The organism is Acidobacteriota bacterium, assembly GCA_016715115.1.
In the GTDB taxonomy this organism is placed as follows: domain Bacteria; phylum Acidobacteriota; class Blastocatellia; order Pyrinomonadales; family Pyrinomonadaceae; genus JAFDVJ01.
The window spans coordinates 240410-259138 of record JADKBM010000013.1 but is presented as its reverse complement, the minus strand read 5'-3'; the positions used below and the strand labels follow the sequence as shown (position 1 = coordinate 259138).

Below are 18729 nucleotides of genomic sequence, written 5' to 3'. Positions count from 1 at the left end.
TAAAAATGACGCCGGCCAAGATTCGACCGGCGTTCATTTGTGCGATCAGTTTTCTTGATTAGTCGTTGACCCGTTCAAATCCCGTGAACGAAATCAGATAAACGTAAGGAGTTCCGGGTGGAAGCCGACTGGGATCCTTGAATGACTCTTCGAACGTCCAGTCGCGTGACGGAGGCGAGTAAACCGCATTGCAGCACTTGTGACGTGCGTTGCTGTTGAACGCATTGTAGAGATTGATAAATGAACCTGAATAGTTGAAACGTTTGCTTGACCAGGTTTCCAGATAACGCGGAAAATTGATCAGGCCGCCGTTCTGATTTCCGGTCAGACCGGCGCTCGGTGAATATCCGGTTATCGGATCCCCGGCAAGCATCGCGAAGCGGACCTGGGTGTCGTTTGCAACGCGGTTGGCGGGCGTGTTCGGCGAAGCGAAACTTTGCGCGTCGTTCCAGGCGGATGAAAGCACGGTTACCAGGTCGCTCGCGATCGATGCCGGAATATGCAGCGAAGAATTATACGGCGCATACTTGTCCGACGTTGACACGTTGGTTCCACCTGCAACCGCGACCGATGTCGCGTTGAAGTTTCCTTGCGTATAAACGGAATTCTCGGATGCGAACGTGAAACCCCGGGTGTTCGTCGAAACGGTTGCATCGTAAATACCGGGAAGCGTCACGGCGTTGATCAGTCGTACCGAACGTCGGTAGAACGCGTGATCGGTAACCGATGATTGAGCAGCGTTGACCTCTGAATCCGCGTTCGGAGCCTCATTGGAGTAGTCGGTATCAACCGCACCATTTCCATCGAGGTCTTCCTCAATCAGCGAATTCGAATTCGGGTTGACGTCTTCCATATTGTATCGGCCGTCGAAGTTATAGTCGCCGCGACGGTCGGAAACATAAACGACCCAGCCTCGATTCTGCGGCACATCGGTGCTTCGGAGACCAACATTTCCTTTTGAGATTGCGTAAGGCGTATTGTTCGGAAGTTTTCCGTCGTGCGTTCCATTTAGAAACGCGCGCAAATTCGCGACATCAATGTCAACGATGCTCATCACTCCGTTCTTATACACATTACCGGTCGATAATCCGGCAGCGTCGTCGTCTCGATTACCCTCACGAGTGTCGTGCATCTGAATCGGAAACGGCACGATCACGTAGCGATTGGCCTGCGCCGTCCCGTTGATCGTAGCGATCTTGTAATGAGCGGACTCGTTCGTCGTCGTGCTCGATGTGCCGGAATTCAAAATTGAAGCCGTGAATGCATCGTCCGCGGTACAAGCGGATCCGGTACATTGCGTCGCCGGATTTGTCACCGATGTCGCAACATTTTTGAATCTGGTCACGAGATTCAGTGATTTTGAGTTCACCGTGTAATTGGAAACATAACTCGTTGTCGAGTTCGGAATCGCCGGCCCCGGAATAACGAAGCGTTGAAGCTTGACGATTGAGCGTGAATCGTTCGCGGTCGTGTAACCGGGAACGGTCAGGCTTGTGGTTGATGAATTGATGACGGGTTCGGTGACTCCGAGACTCAAGATATCTTCCGTAACGTCAGTAGAAATCGGCTTCTCATTGTCGTAATCAAACGTCACAAGTTCGATCTTGATCCAAACTTCCCGGCCATTGACCGCCAAACGGTTGCCATTGACGGCAGTCGCTTGATAATCGGTCATCGGACGCGGCACGTATCCGAGAGACGAGCCGTATGTACCGTCAAGGCGAACGCCGCAAGGGTTCGTGGATAAAACCGTGGCGCATTGCGGAAGCCGACTCCGCGAGTCTGCGAGGCTGATTCGAATTCCTTCCTTGTTGGCGTAGCGTTCGCGAGCCAGGATACCGCGCTCGTCCCTCGCGGTCGTGACGTTGATCACCGAACCGCTGACATTCTCCATATCGCCGTAGTTCTTTCCGCGTCGGACCATCTCTATCAGCGGAGCCGGAAGGCGGTCGAGCGGCAGGGTCAGTTGTTTCGCACTGGTGACAACGTTCCCTTCGAAGTTTTGAGAAAACGATGCCCAGTTCGGATTCCGCACGCAGTTTGGATACGGGAAATTCCGTCCCATATTGTCTCTCAGAATCCCGCCGGATCCTTGCGAGCAAGAGACGCTCCCCCTATTGTTCGGCAACTGCGTATCGACGTTGAGAGTGTTCTGCGCGTAAACGGCCGCGCTTTGTTCCGACGAAGTCTGCGCCGCACCGTTCTTCCAGATGTCACGGACAAGCTCGCCACCGACGGTGATCTTGGATTTGAAACGAATGTCGTTGCCGTTCGAATGCACAAAGAAATTCCCGTTCGTATGGACGCGACCGTTGAACAGGAACGTCGGCGGGTTGGTGACTTCGAGATCGTCCTGGTAGAACGCGCCGAATTGAAAAACCGGGATTCGATCATTAAAGAAACGGCGCCGGACCTGCGTTTCCACGCCGGTAGCGTCGTGGCGCGTCGTGATATCGATCTGCCATTCGTCGCGCAGGCTGATCAGGCCTTGATACTGGCCTTTCGTTTGTGTCACGACCTGGGCGGCCCGGAGTTGGGTTATTATCTTCGTGAAAGTATAGCCGTTGGTGGAAAAGAACGGGACAGGTTTGTTCTGAATGTTCGTAATATCCTGCGGGGTCGGGATCAGCTTGTTCTCGACGACAGTCGCAAAATCGCGGGTTGCGTCTTCGAGCGCGGCCTCGCCGGCATTGAACGCGCGACTCTCCGCCGTGTCGTTAGAGGTAATCGCGGTTTCGGAAACCGTGCGCGTCAGGATCAACGCGGCAAACCCGAGCAACATCACCATCACCATCAACGTGATCGCCAGAGCCGCACCGGCATCATTCCGAATTGTCTTCAACTTTGACTGTCTCATAAGGTTATTCCAAGACTTTAGCTTGCTTCGTAGCGGAGATTCTTCGTACTTATGAACTCCTTGATCACGATCGGCGCGGAAGACTGCGCTCCATTGCTCGAGTCGGCGGCGATAGTGATCGACACCTGAATCTGGACGACACTGTTCATTTTGATTTGATTCGTCCGTCCGGAATTGCCGACCGACGGGTCGTCCCCGCTGGTACCGTCTTCCATAAAGTACTTGATCTGAAAATCACTGACGTTGTAAACCAACTCACGCGTTTCGATTTGTTCATTGGCCAGTTTGCCGGTTTGATTTCCGTAGGTCTTCCTTACCAAAACACCTGCCTCGGTGACGCTGTAGCTGATCAAATTCACTTTCTTTATAGTTCCGCCGCCCGCAGTCGAAATCAACATATTGAGCGCTTGACCCGTGCCGGTCGCGGATTGATTGATGCCGAGAGGATCGATCGAGCCGTTTCCAAGCTGGATCGTCGTGGCGTTCGGAATTGAAGTCGCAATCCCAACGACTTGGGTAGTTCCGGTCGAGGACTCAAAGAGATAAAGATCGTAAGGACGGCAGTTCGTTGTGCCGCCGGCGGTAGTGGTAACGTTGACGTTGTTGCCGCTGGCTGCAGCTCCGGTGTAATTGACCAGCAGAGCGCCGTTGAATGCAATGTCACGGCTAATGAAGGCGGCAACATCGGTTTTTCCACCGAAGTTCAACGTATTCGCGGTGATGTTGTCTCCGCCGATAATCGAGGTCATCAAATCGCGTTCGGTATCTGCGTCCGCTTTGATCCCGAAGAGCGCGTTGCCAACGTTGTCGGGAACATTGCCTCCAGTGCGATGGTATCCAAGTCCGGCGTTGATCGCATCACGGCGGAGATACTCCAACGCGATGCGTGCGCTCCGCATTTGATCGATCCGGGTGTTCACCGTGTTCTTCTGAACAGAAGCAAGCCGGGCAACTCCGTAAACGGCCGCAATCGCAATCAAGAAGACCGTCATTGACAGGACCATTTCAATCAATGTGAATCCCTGAGCATCGGGCTTGTACTTCTGATGGACATTGATGTTCATAATTGTCGAGGTTCAAAAATCTTAGTTAACCGGCAGTTTCGCAAGGATGGTTGACTGCGTTTCCTCACGCTGGATCTTTCCGACGAAATATCTGACGCGAACCGTGAAGATCCTCTTTCTGATGGCTCCGTTTTCGATGAGATCCGTTACCTCGATCTTTCGTTCGACTCCCGGAATCACCGCACTGCTGTTGGTTGTCGAATTGACGACACACGATGCGATCGGATCACAAGAGTCATCCGCGGTTCCGTAAATACCATCCGCTCCGGGACTCTCGCGGATGGGTTTCCATCCATCGAGGAAGATCCCGCCGTTGTTGCCGCTTTGAATTTGAAGCGCGTTCCAGTTGTATGTCGTGCCCGTTGCCGCGGGGTCGAATGCCAACATATCGCGAATCGAGAAGATCGTCTCCATCGTCGAACGCACCGTCTCTTTGGACAACGTGCGCTTCTCAGACTCCTGCATCGAAACGACTCCGAATGTCATTGCTGAAAGCGTTGCGAGGACGCCGATCAGCAAAATAACCATCGCGACTATCGTCTCGATAAGTGAAAATCCTGATTGCTTGTTCTGCTTGTGCATAAGTATGAGTTTGTCACTTCACCCACGAGCCGCAACGTCCGTAGGTGTCAAAGGTGCATTTCAACAGCGCAGTATCGCCTGTAGAACCGAGTACGGTAACGGCGCGCACAAGATTCGGACTGGTTACCGACGGCGTGTTTGAATGAACATAGATCGTAGCACCCGAAACCAGGCTCCCTGTTCCGATTCCATCGGTTCCCGCATCGACGACCTGACCGTTCCGCCGGAAACGGAGCGTTATTTTTTGATCGCCCGAACTGAGCACATAATTGCTGGCGAGATATTGCGGCACCGGTATCGGCGATGTCGCGGTTGGCGTCGTCGTGACGTTGTCCGGTTTCGCGCCGATCACAACGCTCGAAGACAACGGCTCGCTCTTAATGACTACATCGTCGTTTGCCGTGGCGATCGAATTTTCATCGATCAGAATGATCCGATTCTTTGTTTTGTTGATCTCGACGCGGAAAGTCGTACGCTGATTGAGGGCTTTTTGTCGCGCTTCGTCGAGAACATCAATGATCTTGCGGGCCTGGTCATCAGCCGCCGTCTTCGTAATGTTGTTAAATGAGTACATCGCAATCGCCGATGCAACGGCGATCACCATCATTACGACAATCAACTCTATAACAGAGAATCCCTTTTGGTTTGTAGAGTTTGACATATGAATCACACGTTCACCCTCTTAATCTTTTAACACGTGACGTACAACTATGTCAATAATTGTTGATATTTGTTGAACATTCATCGTGAGAGCAAAAAAGGGGATTTCCGCGCAGGAAATCCCCTTCGGGCAGTAACGCTCAACCTATCGACTAGTCAAAGCACTTTTGCGGAACGTTTTCCAACGTGTTCTTGATGAGCATATCGACGACGGCGTTGAAGTCGTGGCCGGATTCCTCGTAGACCTTCAATTGTTCGTCCGCCGAGGTTCCGCGGTCGAGGATAGTGTGGATGTGCTCGATCTCTTTTCGCGAACCGAGATCGTCGACAACATCATCAATGAAATCAAGGAGTTCGAGAATCAGATCTTTGACCGGAACCTCTTTTTGCTTTCCGAGGTCGAGCAGTTTGCCGTCGAGTCCGTAGCGGATCGCTCGCCATTTGTTCTCCTGGATCAGACGCCGGTGATAAAGCCGGAAACCGAGATTCTTGTCGATCAGAACCGTCAATTTCGCGACGATCGCCTGGAAAAGCGCCGCGACGGCAATTGTGTCGTCGACCCGTGTCGGGATGTCGCAGATACGAAATTCGAGCGTCGGGAACTTGCAATGCGGCCGGACGTCCCACCAGATCTTGGTGCCGTCCTGAATGCAGTTCATCTTGACCAGCAGATCGAGGTAGCTCTGGTACTGCTGGAACGATTCGAAATGATCCGGAATGTCCGTGCGCGGAAACTTCTTGAAGACTTCGGAACGGTAAGACTTGAGTCCGGTGTTGAATCCGAGCCAGAACGGCGACGACGTCGTCAACGCCAGAACGTGCGGCAAAAAGTAGCGCGCCGCGTTCATAATGTGGATCCGGCGGTCGAGATCCGCGATGCCGACGTGAACGTGAACGCCGAAGATCAGCAGACTGCGCGCGACCATCTGGAGTTCATCGACGAGCAGTTTGTAGCGGTCGTGTTCGAAGATCTCCTGTTCGGACCATTTTGAAAACGGATGCGTCGATGCGGCGACGATCTCGAGTCCTTTTCGTTTCGCGAGCGCCGAAATGATGCATCGAAGCTTTGAAATATCCTCGCGCGCTTCCTGGATATTCGCGCAAACGCCCGTTCCGACCTCGATCATCGACTGGATCATTTCAGGCTTAACTTTCTCGCCCAAAAGGAGTTTGCCTTCGTCGAGGATCTCCGATACGTGGGATTTCAGTTCGCGGGTCACGGGATCGACGATCTGAAATTCTTCTTCAATACCCAATGTAAACTGATCAAACATAGAATCTCCTAATTTGTTTCAAGATTGCGCCGGCCATTGATGATGGACTATTCGAGTTCGAGTTCGCTCTTCAAGAGTCCCGCCGCTTCATCGGTCAGATTGTGGAAACGGACGCCGACCCCGTGCCCCGGATCGGTATAAACGACGACGCCGCTGATCGCCAGTTCCTTGCCGCCGACGATCATCCGCAAGAAGATCAGCGTTCCGGTGTCGAGCCGGGCGTTTGTCGTCATATAAAGTCCGCCGATTCCGATATCGCGAGTGTTCGCGATTCCGGTTGCGTCGCCGCCGTTGAAGTTGACATCGACGATCAGCTTCTTACGGTCCGAACCGCGTCTTTCAGACGGTGAAAGGGCTTCTGAAAAGTCTTTTTCGTTCATATTAGATTGGTTCCAGAGTTATTGGGATTCTGACTTCAAATCCGCCAAAAGGCAAACTTCTCTGACATTCTAGAGTATTTCAACGGAAAGCGCGATAAATTGCAGTGTGCGACGAACGGTTTGTTCAGCTTTGCCACGAATCGCGCCAATAACTCGAAAATGTCTAGACATTGCGAGTTTCGCAAGAACGCAACAGGGACCCGATCTTCGTCATCCGTGCAATTTGTGCGATTCGCGGCAAAATCGAACAAACGGATTTTCAGGCCGAACTCATATCCTTCGCCAGTTTCAAAAAGACCTTCGCCGCGTGCGACAGTTCCGAATTCCGGCGGTATACGATGTTGAGTTTGCGTTCGAGCTTCATTTCGGTGACCGAAAGCGCCTTGAGGTGGCCGCTCGCCAACTCGCTCTGGGCCGAAAGCTTCGGAACGAGCGCGACGCCTGCGCCGGTTTCGACGAGTCGCTTGATCGCCTCAAGCGACGGCAGTTCGACCGAAATGTTCAGCCGTGTCTTGTTCTTTTCGAACGTCTCGATGACCTTTTGGCGATATGGCGAAACGGCGTTGTGCGCGATGAATGTCTCGACGCCGAGTTCTTTGACCGAAACGCTCGTGCGCGGCGCAAGCGGATGGCCCGGCGCGACGATCAGCGCGAGTTCGTCGGTCATCACTGGAACGGCGACGATCGAACTGTCGGTCGGTTTGAACGAAACGACTCCCAGTTCGACCTCGCGCGCGGTGATCTCTTTCGGAATGCGGCTTGCGACTCCCCGCTGAACCTCGATCTTGATCATCGGATATAGTTTCCGAAACTCACGGATCACCGGCAAAAGGTAAAAAACCGTATGCTCGTTCGCGCTGATCGTGACCTTGCCGTGATGCAGATCGCGCATCTCCTTGATCGCGTTCTGCGCGGTCTGCCGCAAATTCAGCATCTGGCGCGCGTAATCGAGGAGAATCTCGCCGCCGAGGGTCAAGGTTCCGTCCTTGGATGAGCGGTCGAAGAGTCTTTCTCCGATCTCCTGCTCGAGCCGTCGGATGGCCTGACTAACCGCCGGCTGAGTTCGATTGAGAACTTCCGCGGCGCGGGAAAAACTCTTTTCCTGCGCGACGGCGACCAAAACCTCCAACTGATTGATGTCCATAGGCGCTTCGCGTCCGATGCCGGGCTAGTTATCTGTCTTTGCTGTTGTTGCTCAAATTTATCAAAATGCGTCCGACATAATCAAATCTTTTATCCGGGATTATGCAATAGAGACTTCTTTCCCGCATCACGCCAAAGACACTTAGAATGGACCTCAATCCTGCTTTTAGCGTCTTCCGCGTGTTTTGCGGGAAAAATCCGGACGTCGGAACGATGCGGTTCCCGGACATCGAAGCAGCCCCACTTTCCGGGGTCTGTGATCACTCCCGCGGATTTCCGTTGACCGGTTTTTCGAAGCCGAAGTATATGCCGACCGACGACAGTCGGCCTGCATCAATCATTTGGTTCTTAGGATCAGCGCGTTGGGCGGCGGTCAGGGCGACCTGTTTGGTCTCCCAGGTGAAGGACGCTGCCCGACGATCGCGTAAACGTCGTATTCGGCCCGCTGACGTCGCGGATTTGAACCGGGCCGGTCGAGCGAGTCGGGTTCAGGCGTTGGGCCGAGCCATTACAAGTCGATGTCGATAACAAGTTTCAGGTTGCTTGTGTCTCCCGTGACGACGTGCAGTTGGAAGTTCTTGAAGCAGTTGGCGAAATGGATCGTCACTTGATCGCCCATATCCTCGTCCTGTTCGCTGATCAATTTCAGCAGTTCACGAGCAATCTGGTCAGAAGACTTGCTCGCCTTGAACTGGTACATGAAGTTGAAATCGCCTTTGACGGTCAGGTGCAGATCCATTCCGAAATTGACGACGTAGTTCCAGAACATATTCTGGCCGAGCTTTTTGAACTGAGACTCGATGCCGTCGACGATGGCGCCCTGCGCCTGCTTCAATGGACTTTTCGGTACGGCCTTGAGTGCATTGGCGATCCAGATGTCGCCTTCCGTCCAGGCACTGCTGTTGAATTTGAAACCGTTGCTTCCTCGTGCACTTAATTCGAATCCGATCATAAAATTTCTCCTTCCGGACTTGACGGTGCTTCCGGCAACTTTTGCTTACTGTTACCGCCGCGCGTCTCGACGACGACCGAATTGCCCGCATCAAATTCCTTCTTGGCCTCGCCGGGAGCGTTTTCGATCGTCATCGTTGCGGCGGACGCGCCGTCTTTCGCGGACGAACTTCCCAATGAGTAATCTGGGTTTGGTATTCGCCGAGAATAAAAGTTGATCAGCGCATCTTATCGTATCACTTTTTGTTATGTATAAATGACTTTAATAAGCTTGACTTTTGGCCGCCGAGTTCGTTAGCATCTTGCTTCAAGTCGTTTGGAACCGAAAAACATTGGATTGGAGCAAAGATGAACCCTGAGAAAATCGATATTTTTGACACAACTCTTCGTGACGGCGAACAGTCGCCGGGTTGTTCGATGAACCTGAACGAAAAGATCCGAATGGCGCGCCAGCTTGAATTTCTCGGCGTCGACATCATCGAGGCCGGTTTTCCGATCGCCTCGGAGGGCGATTATCAATCTGTCCGGGCGATCTCGGAAGAATGCCGCGATGCCCGCGTCGCGGCTCTTTGCCGGACGACGGAGATCGACATCGTCCGCGCCGCGCAGGCGCTCGAGAAGGCCCGACGGCCACGCATCCACACATTTGTCGCGACATCCGACATTCATCTCGAATACAAACTCAAGAAGACCCGGGCGGAAGTTTTGGAAATGACGCGCAACGCCGTCCGGATGGCGCGCGGATACGTCGACGACGTCGAGTTCTCGGCCGAGGACGCGACGCGCAGCGATCCGGATTTCGTCTGCGAAGTATTCCGCGCGGCGGTTGATGAGGGCGCGCGAGTGTTGAACGTACCCGACACGGTCGGTTACACGATGCCGAACGAGTATGCGACGTTGATCCGAAAGGTGAAAGAAGAGGTCGTCGGCGAACGCGACGTCATCATCAGCGTTCACTGCCATAACGATCTCGGACTCGCTGTCGCCAACAGTCTGTCGGCGGTCGTTGCCGGAGCGCGCCAGGTCGAATGCACCGTCAACGGCATCGGCGAACGCGCCGGAAACGCCTCGCTCGAAGAGATCGTGATGGCGTGCGTCGTGCGTGCCGATCGGATGCCGTTCTTTATGGGAATCGAGACTTCGCAGCTCTACCCGACGAGTCAGCTTCTGTCTTCGATCATCAGTTTCGGAGTTCAACCGAACAAAGCGATCGTCGGCCGCAACGCCTTCGCGCACGAGGCCGGAATTCATCAGCACGGCGTTTTGAGCAATCCTCTGTGTTATGAAATTATGACGCCGGAATCGGTCGGCGTGCCGCATAACGACATCGTTCTCGGAAAACACTCGGGACGACACGCGCTTGCCGCGCGCTTCAATGACCTCGGCTACGAACTCGATCACGAGGAAATCGGCGAGGTCTATCAGAAATTCACGGCGCTGGCCGACAAGAAAAAGAACATTTACGATCAGGACCTGCTGGCGCTTTTGCCGAATCAATACCCGACGGCAATGGCGGCGTAGATCGATTTTGGATTTTGGATTTTGGATTGATCGTGAGCTGCGAACCGATCGATCCCGGTGATCCGAAAATCCAAAATCCGAAATCCAAAATGAAAATCACTGTTTTACCAGGCGACGGAATTGGCATTGAGGTCACGCGCGAGGCAGTTAAAGTGTTGCGCGCAGTTGCCGGCGTTTGCGGCTTGAACGTCGAAACCGAAGAACATCTTATCGGCGGCGCGGCAATTCGCGAGGCCGGAATGCCGCTCCCGGAGGCGACGCGTGCAAGCTGCGCGGCGGCCGACGCCGTCTTGCTCGGCGCCGTCGGCGCGCCCGAATTTGATCAACTGTTGCCCGAAGAGCGTCCGGAGATCGGACTCCTGCAGTTGCGCCAGGTTCTCGGCGGATTTGCGAACCTGCGTCCGGCAAAGGCGTTCCCGGCGCTGATCGATTCGTCGCCGCTCCGCCGTGAGATATTTGAGGGGACCGACCTCCTGATCGTCCGCGAGCTTCTCGGCGGACTCTACTTCGGACAGCCGCGGGCGATCGGCGCGACGGAGGCTTACAATACGATGCGATACTCGGTCGCAGAAGTTGAGCGAGTTGCGCGCGTCGCCTTTGAATCGGCGCGTCTCCGAAAGAAGAAAGTGACGTCGGTGGACAAGGCGAACGTTCTTGAGACATCGCGTCTGTGGCGCGAAACCGTCGATCGCGTTGCGAGAGATTATCCCGACGTCGAGGTCGAGCATCTTTTCGTCGATGCCTGCGCGATGCATCTCGTTACGGCCCCGACCCGTTTTGACGTCATCCTGACCGAGAATCTGTTCGGCGACATTCTTTCGGACGAAGCAGCGGTGCTCACCGGAAGTCTCGGAATGCTCGCTTCTGCGACTGTCGGCGGCGCCGTCGATCTTTATGAACCCGTTCACGGTTCGGCGCCAGACATCGCCGGCAAGGACATCGCAAATCCGCTCGGCGCGATCGCATCGGTCGCGATGATGCTCCGGCACACGGCGAAAAACGAAACCGCCGCACGCGCCATCGAGGACGCAATTGACCGGGTCCTTGCCGAAGGTTTTCGAACCGCGGATTTGACGACCGACAAATCGAACGCCACCGGAACCGGAGCGATCGGCGATCTCGTCGCAGAATACGCCGCCGGATTCGCCGCGTCCGACAGTGCGCTCGGCGCCGCATAGGATTCCGCCAGCAGATTACGCAACGACTCACGAAAATTCGTATTCGTCTGTCTTCGTGGTAAAAAGTATTGAATGAAAACGCTCTACGACAAGATCTGGGAGACGCACGTCGTCCGGCAGGAAGCCGGAAAGCCCGCGCTGATCTACATCGACCTGCACCTGATCCACGAAGTGACGACACCGCAGGCGTTCGAAGGGCTGCGCCTCGCCGGCCGCAAGGTTCGCCGGCCGGACCTGACGTTCGCAACGCTTGATCATTCGATCCCGACGATCGGCCGGAACTTGCCGTTCAACGATCCGATCGCCGCGCAACAGGTCGAAACGCTTCGCGCCAATGTCAGGGAATTCGGGATCAAACTATACGATCTCGATCGCATCGAACAGGGAATCATTCACGTCTTCGGTCCAGAACAAGGATTGACGCATCCCGGTCAGACGATCGTCTGCGGCGATTCGCACACCGCGACGCACGGCGCTTTCGGCGCGCTCGCGTTCGGCATCGGCACGTCCGAGGTCGAGCACGTGCTCGCGACACAGTGCCTGCCGCAAAGCAAGTCGAAGAATCTGCTGATCGAAGTCGCCGGCGAATTGCCGTTCGGCGTCACCTCAAAGGATCTGATCCTCGGAATAATCAACCGGATCGGCACCGACGGCGCGACCGGTTGCGTCATCGAGTATGCCGGCAGCGCGGTCCGCGGACTTTCGATGGAAGGCCGGATGACGGTCTGCAATATGTCGATCGAAGCGGGCGCGCGTGCCGGATTGATCGCGCCCGACGAAAAGACGTTCGATTACCTGCGCGGCAAACCGTTCGCGCCGAAGAACGAAAATTGGGATCGCGCGGTCGAATATTGGCGGACGCTGGCCACCGACCGGGGCGCGACGTTCGACCGGACGGTGACGATCGACGCCTCGGAGCTTGAGCCGTTCGTGACCTGGGGAACTTCGCCCGGAATGAGCACGACCATCACCGGACAAGTCCCCGAGCTTTCGGCCGCGAAAGACGAAAACGAACGGAAGTCCTACGAACGGGCCTATGAGTATATGGGACTCGAACCGGGCACGCCGATGAACGAAGTCGCGATCGACCGCGTGTTTATCGGAAGCTGCACGAATTCGCGTATCGAGGATCTTCGCGAAGCCGCGCGCGTCGCGAAAGGCCGCAAGGTTTCAAAAGGCGTCAGCGCTATGGTCGTTCCGGGGTCGATGCTGATCAAGAAGCAGGCGGAAGACGAAGGACTGGCGCGGATCTTCATCGATGCCGGTTTCGAATGGCGCGATGCAGGCTGCTCGATGTGTCTCGGAATGAACGAAGACATTTTGAGCGAAGGACAGCGATGCGCCTCGACGAGCAATCGAAACTTCGAAGGACGCCAGGGTCGCGGCGGACGGACACATCTCGTCTCGCCGCCGATGGCCGCCGCCGCCGCGATCGCGGGACATTTCGTCGACGTCAGAAACTGGAGCTTTGGTTCGGAGTTCCGCCTTTAGGTGGCCCCGGTTCTAAGACACATTCAAGTTCAACGTCGAGGCCGCCTGAAGGCGGAACTCCAAACTCGATCTTATGAAGAAACACACAGGCCAGCCGGTGGCACTTTACCGACCGAACATCGACACCGATCAGATCATTCCGAAGCAGTTTCTGAAACGCATCGAGCGAACCGGCTACGGCGATTTTTTGTTTTTCGACTGGCGTTTTCGTACGGACGGTTCACCCGACACGGCATTCGTTCTCAACGATCCCAAATTCAAAAATGCCTCGATCCTCATCGCCGGCGCGAATTTCGGCTGCGGCAGTTCGCGTGAACACGCCCCGTGGGCACTCGCGCAGTTTGGATTCCACGCGGTCATCGCGCCGTCGTTCGCCGACATCTTTTACAACAATTCTCTCAAGAACGGTCTCTTGCCGGTGCGCCTCGACGAATCGCTCGTTGCCGAACTAGTCGAGCGCGCGAACTCGATCGAAGATTACACGATCTCGGTCGATCTTGAGACTCTTGCCGTCCGTGACGAGCACGGATTCGATGCACGGTTTGAGATCGACGAATTCCGGCGCTACTGCTTGCTGAACGGACTCGACGACATCGCCCTGACGCTTCAGAACGCAAGCTCTATCGATCGGTTCGAGGCGACGCGGCCCGTCTGGAAGAACTTCGCCCAAGCCTCCTAAACAGCTCCGGTTCTTGGGTTTGACAGCCGTCGACCGCGAAAGATACGATAATTTTCGCGAATTTGCCTGCCCCAGTAGTTAAATTCCATCAAAAGCTATAAAATAAGGGAGTTTTTCCGAAAGAACTTCTTTCCTTCATCGTCTATGGGCTTTTCAACAATTGCAATTCACGCCGGAAACGAACCCGACACCGCCACCGGCGCAGTCAGTGTCCCGATCTATCAGACCTCGACCTATGCGCAGGACGGACTCGGAAAACACAAAGGCTACGAATACGCGAGAACACAGAATCCGACGCGCGCCGCGCTTGAGCGGAACATCGCCGCGCTTGAAGGCGCCGAGTTCGGCTACGCCTTCGCCTCCGGAATGTCCGCGACCGACGCCGTGCTCAAACTGGTCAAGGCCGGCGAACATGTGATACTCGGTGACAACACCTACGGCGGAACATTCAGGCTATTTAATCGAGTTTTGTCGAACTACGGCGTCGAATTCGATCTTGTCGACACGACCGACATTTCGGCTGTCGAACGCGCCTTCAAGCCGAACACCAAGATGGTCTTTGTCGAAACCCCGACGAATCCGGTGATGAGCGTTACCGACCTCCAGGCCGTTTCGGACGTCGCTCACGCGCAGGGCGCGAAGGTCGTTTGCGACAATACGTTTATGTCGCCATATCTTCAACGTCCGCTTGAGTTTGGAGTCGATATCGTGGTTCATTCGACGACCAAGTATCTTAACGGACATTCGGACTCGGTCGGCGGGTTTGTCGCGCTGAACGATGCGGAAGACGCCGAATGGATCCAGTTCATTCAAAACTCGGTCGGGGCGATCCTTTCGCCGTTCGATTCGTTTCTTGTTCTGAGGGGCACGAAAACGCTTGCGGTTCGAATGCAGGCACACGATCGCAATGGGCGGCAGGTTGCCAATTTCCTTGCCGAACATCCGAAAGTTCAGAAGGTTTATTATCCCGGATTGGCATCGCATCCGCAGCACGAACTGGCAGCGCGCCAGCAAAAAGGCTTTGGCGGAATGGTTGCATTTGAAACGGGTTCACTGGATAATGCAAAAAACGTCCTGGAGAGCGTCAAGCTTTGTATCTTGGGTGAAAGTCTCGGCGGCGTTGAATCGTTGATTTCGCATCCGGCAACGATGACACACGCTTCCGTCCCGGCTGAAAAACGTCAACAATTGGGTATCACGGACGGTTTGGTTCGAATTTCGGTTGGAATCGAGGATGTCGAGGATATCATTGAAGACCTGGACCAGGCGCTGAGTTAGTAAAAGGGTCGTGAGTCTTGGGTTTTTTGGGTCAATCGCGCGATCATTGGCCAGCGGCTCCCGGCTCCGGAACTCAAAACTTCGTTAATTATGTTGATCGTCGAAACACACGCAACTTCGCATATCGGACGTGTCCGCAAGGGCAACGAAGACAACTACCTTTTGCTGGACATTTCCGATGCAAAGGCCTGGACCAGCTCGCAAGATCCTGACGAGTTCGTGATCGAGTCGCAGCGGTTCCAGATCGACTCCGAAGGTATAGTCCTCGCGGTTTCGGACGGAATGGGCGGCGCGCTCGCCGGCGAAGTCGCGAGCAAAATGGCGGTGGAAACCGTCAGCAAAACGTTTCTTGACGATGATCCCGACAAGACGATCGTACCGGTTTCGGAGAACGACTCGCTCGTCGGAAAACTTTATGAGGCAACGCTCTACGCGAATTATCTGATCCATCAGCAGGGCCGCGACCCCCAGTTTCAGGGAATGGGAGCGACATTCACCGGTATCGGCATCACGCCTGAGGCCGTCGATCTGATCCAGGTCGGCGACAGCCGCGCGTATCTCGTCCGCAACACGAATATTTATCAGATCACAAAGGATCAATCGCTTGTTCAGCAATTGATCGATGCGAACCAGATCTCCGCCGAAGAAGCCGAAAGCCACGCACTCAAGAACGTGATTCTGCAGGCACTCGGTGCCCAGCCCGAGATCTTTCCGGTCTCGGCCCGCCTTATCCCGCGAAAGGACGACATTCTGCTGGTTTGCAGCGATGGGCTTTCGAACAAGGTTTCCGGAATCGAGATGCAAAGGATCGTGCTTGAAAATCGCGAACGGCTCGAAATGGCCTGCGCCGACCTCGTCCGTTTGGCGAATGAAAATGGCGGCGAGGACAACATCACGGTGATCCTGGCGAAGATCACCGGCCCCGAACTGCCCGAAGACGACAGTGACGAAGTCAGGCTCGAACTTCTGAACCTCGGCGACATACACGACACGCAAGATCAGGACACGGCGGAAATTCTTTGATAGATGGACGTTGGATGTCCACGGTAGTTTCTGAAAAAGCAAAAGGCGCGAATTGAACCGGTCGTTCATCGCGCCTTTTGTCTTTCTGGTCGGAATCACTCACTCGCAGTGAACGCCGCGTCCACGCAGTAGAAAACTTTCTTTCCCGCGAAACATCACGCCAAAACGCTTCGTGTATTTCGTTTCGCGGGGAAAATCGGCCTCCGGTCGCCTCTGACGAGAGTCTCATCCCCCCGAGCTTTCTTTCCCTTTCCGCCATTCCGGAAGTTCGCGCGACGTGTTCACCGGGCGAACCCAGATCGAATTTCCCTGAACCCGAACCACTTCGACCTTTTCGCCTTCGATGAGCGGTTTTGAATCGTCTTCGGGGTAGGCGGTCCAGGTTGAACCGAACACCTTCACCGCGCCTTCGTTGAGGGCTCCTTTGCTCTCCGACAAGACGGTGCCGACCTGTCCCGGCAGCGAGTCCATTCCCATCTTCATATCGTTTTCGTCGCCGTGCGAAAGATATCTGACGAAGATCGTCCGCGACATCACGGTGAGAACCATCGAAACACCGGCGAAAACCAAAAACTGGACACCCAAACCGAAACCTAGAAATCCAAGCGCCGCCGCCGCGATCGCGCCGATCCCGAACCAAAAAAGCACGAATCCAAACGTGAAGATCTCGGCGATGATGAGTCCGATTCCGAGTACCAACCAAAATATCCAGGCTAATTGTTCCATCGTCGTTTGAAGAAGTTTACGCCCGAATGATAGCACAAAAACCGACGATTCGTTGGCAATTCGAGGCAATCGTGCTAATCTCTAGAGACTTCGCTTGGGTGGCGGAATAGGTAGACGCACAGGACTTAAAATCCTGCGACCTTAGGGTCGTGCGGGTTCGATTCCCGCCCTAAGCACCAGTTTTCTTGAACGCCTCGTATTTGCGGGGCGTTCGCGTTTTTGTCGGCACGCCGCCTGTTTTGCGGTGGAGGCTCTTGTGATCTGCGAACGTGCGATGGACTTGAGACGCTCGGAATCCCGACTTCCCGTCGGCGACCCAGAAACCTGCCGGACCGTTTATTTTGCGGCCCCGCCCGACGCCGAACAGATCGCTGGCGTACGCGGCTCGATCCGGGGCACGAGTATTGCTCCGTTACGTTCATATGAAGAACACGATTCAGATAACCTTCCTGATTCTTGCAACCGCCGCGGCAGCGTTCGCGCAAAAAGCCGCACCGCAAATGGTGATCGACGAGGCGGAGCAAATCAGCAAAGACAAGTTCGCGTATGTTGTAAAGTCCGCCAAGGGCGCGGTCGTCTACGGCGTTACAAAACCGACGGACGAGATGCTCAAGGCGATCGACAAAGGCCTCGGCGATCTGTTCGCGGTGGCGAAGAAAAACAGATACAAGAAGCGTTTGAAGTTCAGCGACTACACGATCTTCATCGCCAAGCCCGACCGGCAAAAGGACTATCTGGGCAACTACTCGCCTGATCTGGCCGTCGCGGCGAAGCAATATGCGGGGACTGAGTACGACAAAGGCGGTTACATATATGCCGCCGGGATCGTCGTCGCGTTTCAGCCGTGCGCTTTTATGATCGGCGAGCATACGAAGGACTTTAACCGCGTTTCGGATGTTGTTCGTTACGAGGGCGAGCATATCGTCCTGTTCCATAACGACCGAAAACGCTATCAGGAAACCGCCGACCATAGCAAAGGCGGAAGCCATCCGATTCTTCAGTAGTACGAACTCCAAACGAACCATATCGTGCACCTCGTATCCGATATTGTTGGACTTTCCATTCGCTTAGACTGTAAAATGCGGCAGAACCTTGCCGTTTCTGAACTGGCACAATCGTTGCAATAGCCTTCGCGGATGTCGTTTGATTAATCCGCGAAGATGGAGGTCAGATATGATCATTCTTCGTCAGACTGCCAAAGTCTTCGCAATTATCTTCTTGTTCTTTGCAATTTCGGACGCGCAGAGTTCGATCTACAGGCTCGAAGCCGGAACGAAGATCCGGGTCAAAATGGATGTCGAGGTCAATTCCGAAGTCGGAGCGAAGAACGATACGTTCATCGTCAAGACCGATCAACCTGTCCGGAACGGCGAGACGATCCTCGTACCGGTGGGAACGCTCATCGAAGGACGGATTGTCGATTCGAGCGCGGCCCAGTCGGGTGGAAGGGGCGGCAAGCTGATCCTGCGGTTTGAAAAGATCCTTCTCGAAGGAGGCGAAAGCCGCACGATCGAGGCTCTGCGAGAACTCAAGGCTGAATCTTCGCAAAAAGCCTCGGTACTTTCGATCATCGGTGGGACGGCGATCGGCGCGTTGATCGGGGCGGTGACGAAATCCGGAAGCGGAGCGTTGATCGGAGCCGGAATAGGAGCCGGCGCCGGAACGGGAGTCGCACTGGCCCGCAAAGGCAAGAACGTCCGCATCAAGACCGGTGAGATTTTTGAGATCGTTCTTGCGAAAGAAGTCGTTCTGCCGGTAAGAGATTATTGAAAATTTGGTCGTTGAAACCAATGGCCAAGTAAAAAAGCCCGTCGTGAAGGGGAGAGCACGGCGGGCTTTTCGATTTGCGATTTGCGATTTGCGATTTGCGATTTGGGATTTGGGATTTGGGATTTGGGATTCCAAGGATTCCAGATTCGGGA

18 protein-coding genes and 1 tRNA gene are annotated in these 18729 nt (G+C 54.7%); 9 read left to right on the top strand and 10 right to left on the bottom strand.

Annotated features, from left to right (window positions below):
• Positions 1–58: 58 nt before the first annotated feature.
• The 9 genes from IPN69_15950 to IPN69_15910 all read right to left on the bottom strand — a co-directional run bounded on the left by IPN69_15950 (position 59) and on the right by IPN69_15910 (position 9046).
• Complete coding sequence (locus IPN69_15950) at positions 59–2857, bottom strand: hypothetical protein (protein MBK8812203.1); 2799 nt, start codon at positions 2855–2857, stop codon at positions 59–61.
• Positions 2858–2874: 17 nt separating this feature from the next.
• Positions 2875–3921, bottom strand: a complete 1047-nt coding sequence (locus IPN69_15945) for a prepilin-type N-terminal cleavage/methylation domain-containing protein (protein ID MBK8812202.1) — start codon at positions 3919–3921, stop codon at positions 2875–2877.
• A 21-nt stretch (positions 3922–3942) separates the two neighbouring features.
• Complete coding sequence (locus tag IPN69_15940; GenBank protein MBK8812201.1) at positions 3943–4503, bottom strand: prepilin-type N-terminal cleavage/methylation domain-containing protein; 561 nt, start codon at positions 4501–4503, stop codon at positions 3943–3945.
• Positions 4504–4516: 13 nt separating this feature from the next.
• Positions 4517–5164, bottom strand: a complete 648-nt coding sequence (locus IPN69_15935) for a type II secretion system protein (GenBank protein MBK8812200.1) — start codon at positions 5162–5164, stop codon at positions 4517–4519.
• Between the two features lie 151 nt (positions 5165–5315).
• Positions 5316–6437, bottom strand: a complete 1122-nt coding sequence (locus IPN69_15930) for a carboxylate-amine ligase (protein ID MBK8812199.1) — start codon at positions 6435–6437, stop codon at positions 5316–5318.
• Between the two features lie 47 nt (positions 6438–6484).
• Positions 6485–6817 carry a PilZ domain-containing protein gene (locus tag IPN69_15925; GenBank protein MBK8812198.1) on the bottom strand — a complete coding sequence of 111 codons (333 nt, stop codon included), beginning with the start codon at positions 6815–6817 and terminating at the stop codon, positions 6485–6487.
• 259 nt (positions 6818–7076) lie between these two features.
• On the bottom strand, positions 7077–7961 hold the full coding sequence (locus IPN69_15920) for a LysR family transcriptional regulator (GenBank protein ID MBK8812197.1): 885 nt from the start codon (positions 7959–7961) through the stop codon (positions 7077–7079).
• Between the two features lie 507 nt (positions 7962–8468).
• On the bottom strand, positions 8469–8912 hold the full coding sequence (locus IPN69_15915) for a hypothetical protein (GenBank protein ID MBK8812196.1): 444 nt from the start codon (positions 8910–8912) through the stop codon (positions 8469–8471).
• The gene (locus IPN69_15910; GenBank protein MBK8812195.1) at positions 8909–9046 is read right to left on the bottom strand and encodes a hypothetical protein; all 138 of its coding nucleotides are present in this window, start codon (positions 9044–9046) and stop codon (positions 8909–8911) included. The genes IPN69_15915 and IPN69_15910 overlap by 4 nt, the downstream gene beginning before the upstream one ends.
• Positions 9047–9259: 213 nt before the next feature.
• Between IPN69_15910 and IPN69_15905 the strand changes: the two genes are divergently transcribed.
• From IPN69_15905 to IPN69_15880, 6 genes are all read left to right on the top strand, one after another.
• Positions 9260–10432: a 2-isopropylmalate synthase gene (locus IPN69_15905; GenBank protein ID MBK8812194.1), complete on the top strand. Its 1173-nt coding sequence runs from the start codon at positions 9260–9262 to the stop codon at positions 10430–10432.
• Between the two features lie 89 nt (positions 10433–10521).
• Complete coding sequence (gene leuB, locus IPN69_15900) at positions 10522–11610, top strand: 3-isopropylmalate dehydrogenase (protein ID MBK8812193.1); 1089 nt, start codon at positions 10522–10524, stop codon at positions 11608–11610.
• Between the two features lie 72 nt (positions 11611–11682).
• Positions 11683–13101, top strand: a complete 1419-nt coding sequence (gene leuC / locus IPN69_15895) for a 3-isopropylmalate dehydratase large subunit (protein ID MBK8812192.1) — start codon at positions 11683–11685, stop codon at positions 13099–13101.
• 73 nt (positions 13102–13174) lie between these two features.
• A complete protein-coding gene (gene leuD / locus IPN69_15890; protein ID MBK8812191.1) occupies positions 13175–13780 on the top strand; it encodes a 3-isopropylmalate dehydratase small subunit in 606 nt (201 codons plus the stop codon).
• Positions 13781–13924: 144 nt separating this feature from the next.
• Entirely contained in the window at positions 13925–15058 is a 1134-nt protein-coding gene (locus IPN69_15885; GenBank protein MBK8812190.1) for a cystathionine gamma-synthase, read from the top strand.
• 90 nt (positions 15059–15148) lie between these two features.
• Positions 15149–16081 carry a serine/threonine-protein phosphatase gene (locus tag IPN69_15880; protein MBK8812189.1) on the top strand — a complete coding sequence of 311 codons (933 nt, stop codon included), beginning with the start codon at positions 15149–15151 and terminating at the stop codon, positions 16079–16081.
• Positions 16082–16306: 225 nt separating this feature from the next.
• Here the strand turns inward: IPN69_15880 and IPN69_15875 are convergent, their stop codons facing one another.
• Positions 16307–16807: an NfeD family protein gene (locus tag IPN69_15875; protein MBK8812188.1), complete on the bottom strand. Its 501-nt coding sequence runs from the start codon at positions 16805–16807 to the stop codon at positions 16307–16309.
• A 92-nt stretch (positions 16808–16899) separates the two neighbouring features.
• On the opposite strand from IPN69_15875, the gene IPN69_15870 reads away from it, so the two are divergent.
• From IPN69_15870 to IPN69_15860, 3 genes are all read left to right on the top strand, one after another.
• Positions 16900–16986: transfer RNA gene (locus IPN69_15870), tRNA-Leu, on the top strand.
• A gap of 243 nt (positions 16987–17229) precedes the next feature.
• Positions 17230–17811 carry a hypothetical protein gene (locus IPN69_15865; GenBank protein MBK8812187.1) on the top strand — a complete coding sequence of 194 codons (582 nt, stop codon included), beginning with the start codon at positions 17230–17232 and terminating at the stop codon, positions 17809–17811.
• Between the two features lie 169 nt (positions 17812–17980).
• Positions 17981–18577 carry a hypothetical protein gene (locus IPN69_15860; protein ID MBK8812186.1) on the top strand — a complete coding sequence of 199 codons (597 nt, stop codon included), beginning with the start codon at positions 17981–17983 and terminating at the stop codon, positions 18575–18577.
• Positions 18578–18729: the final 152 nt, after the last annotated feature.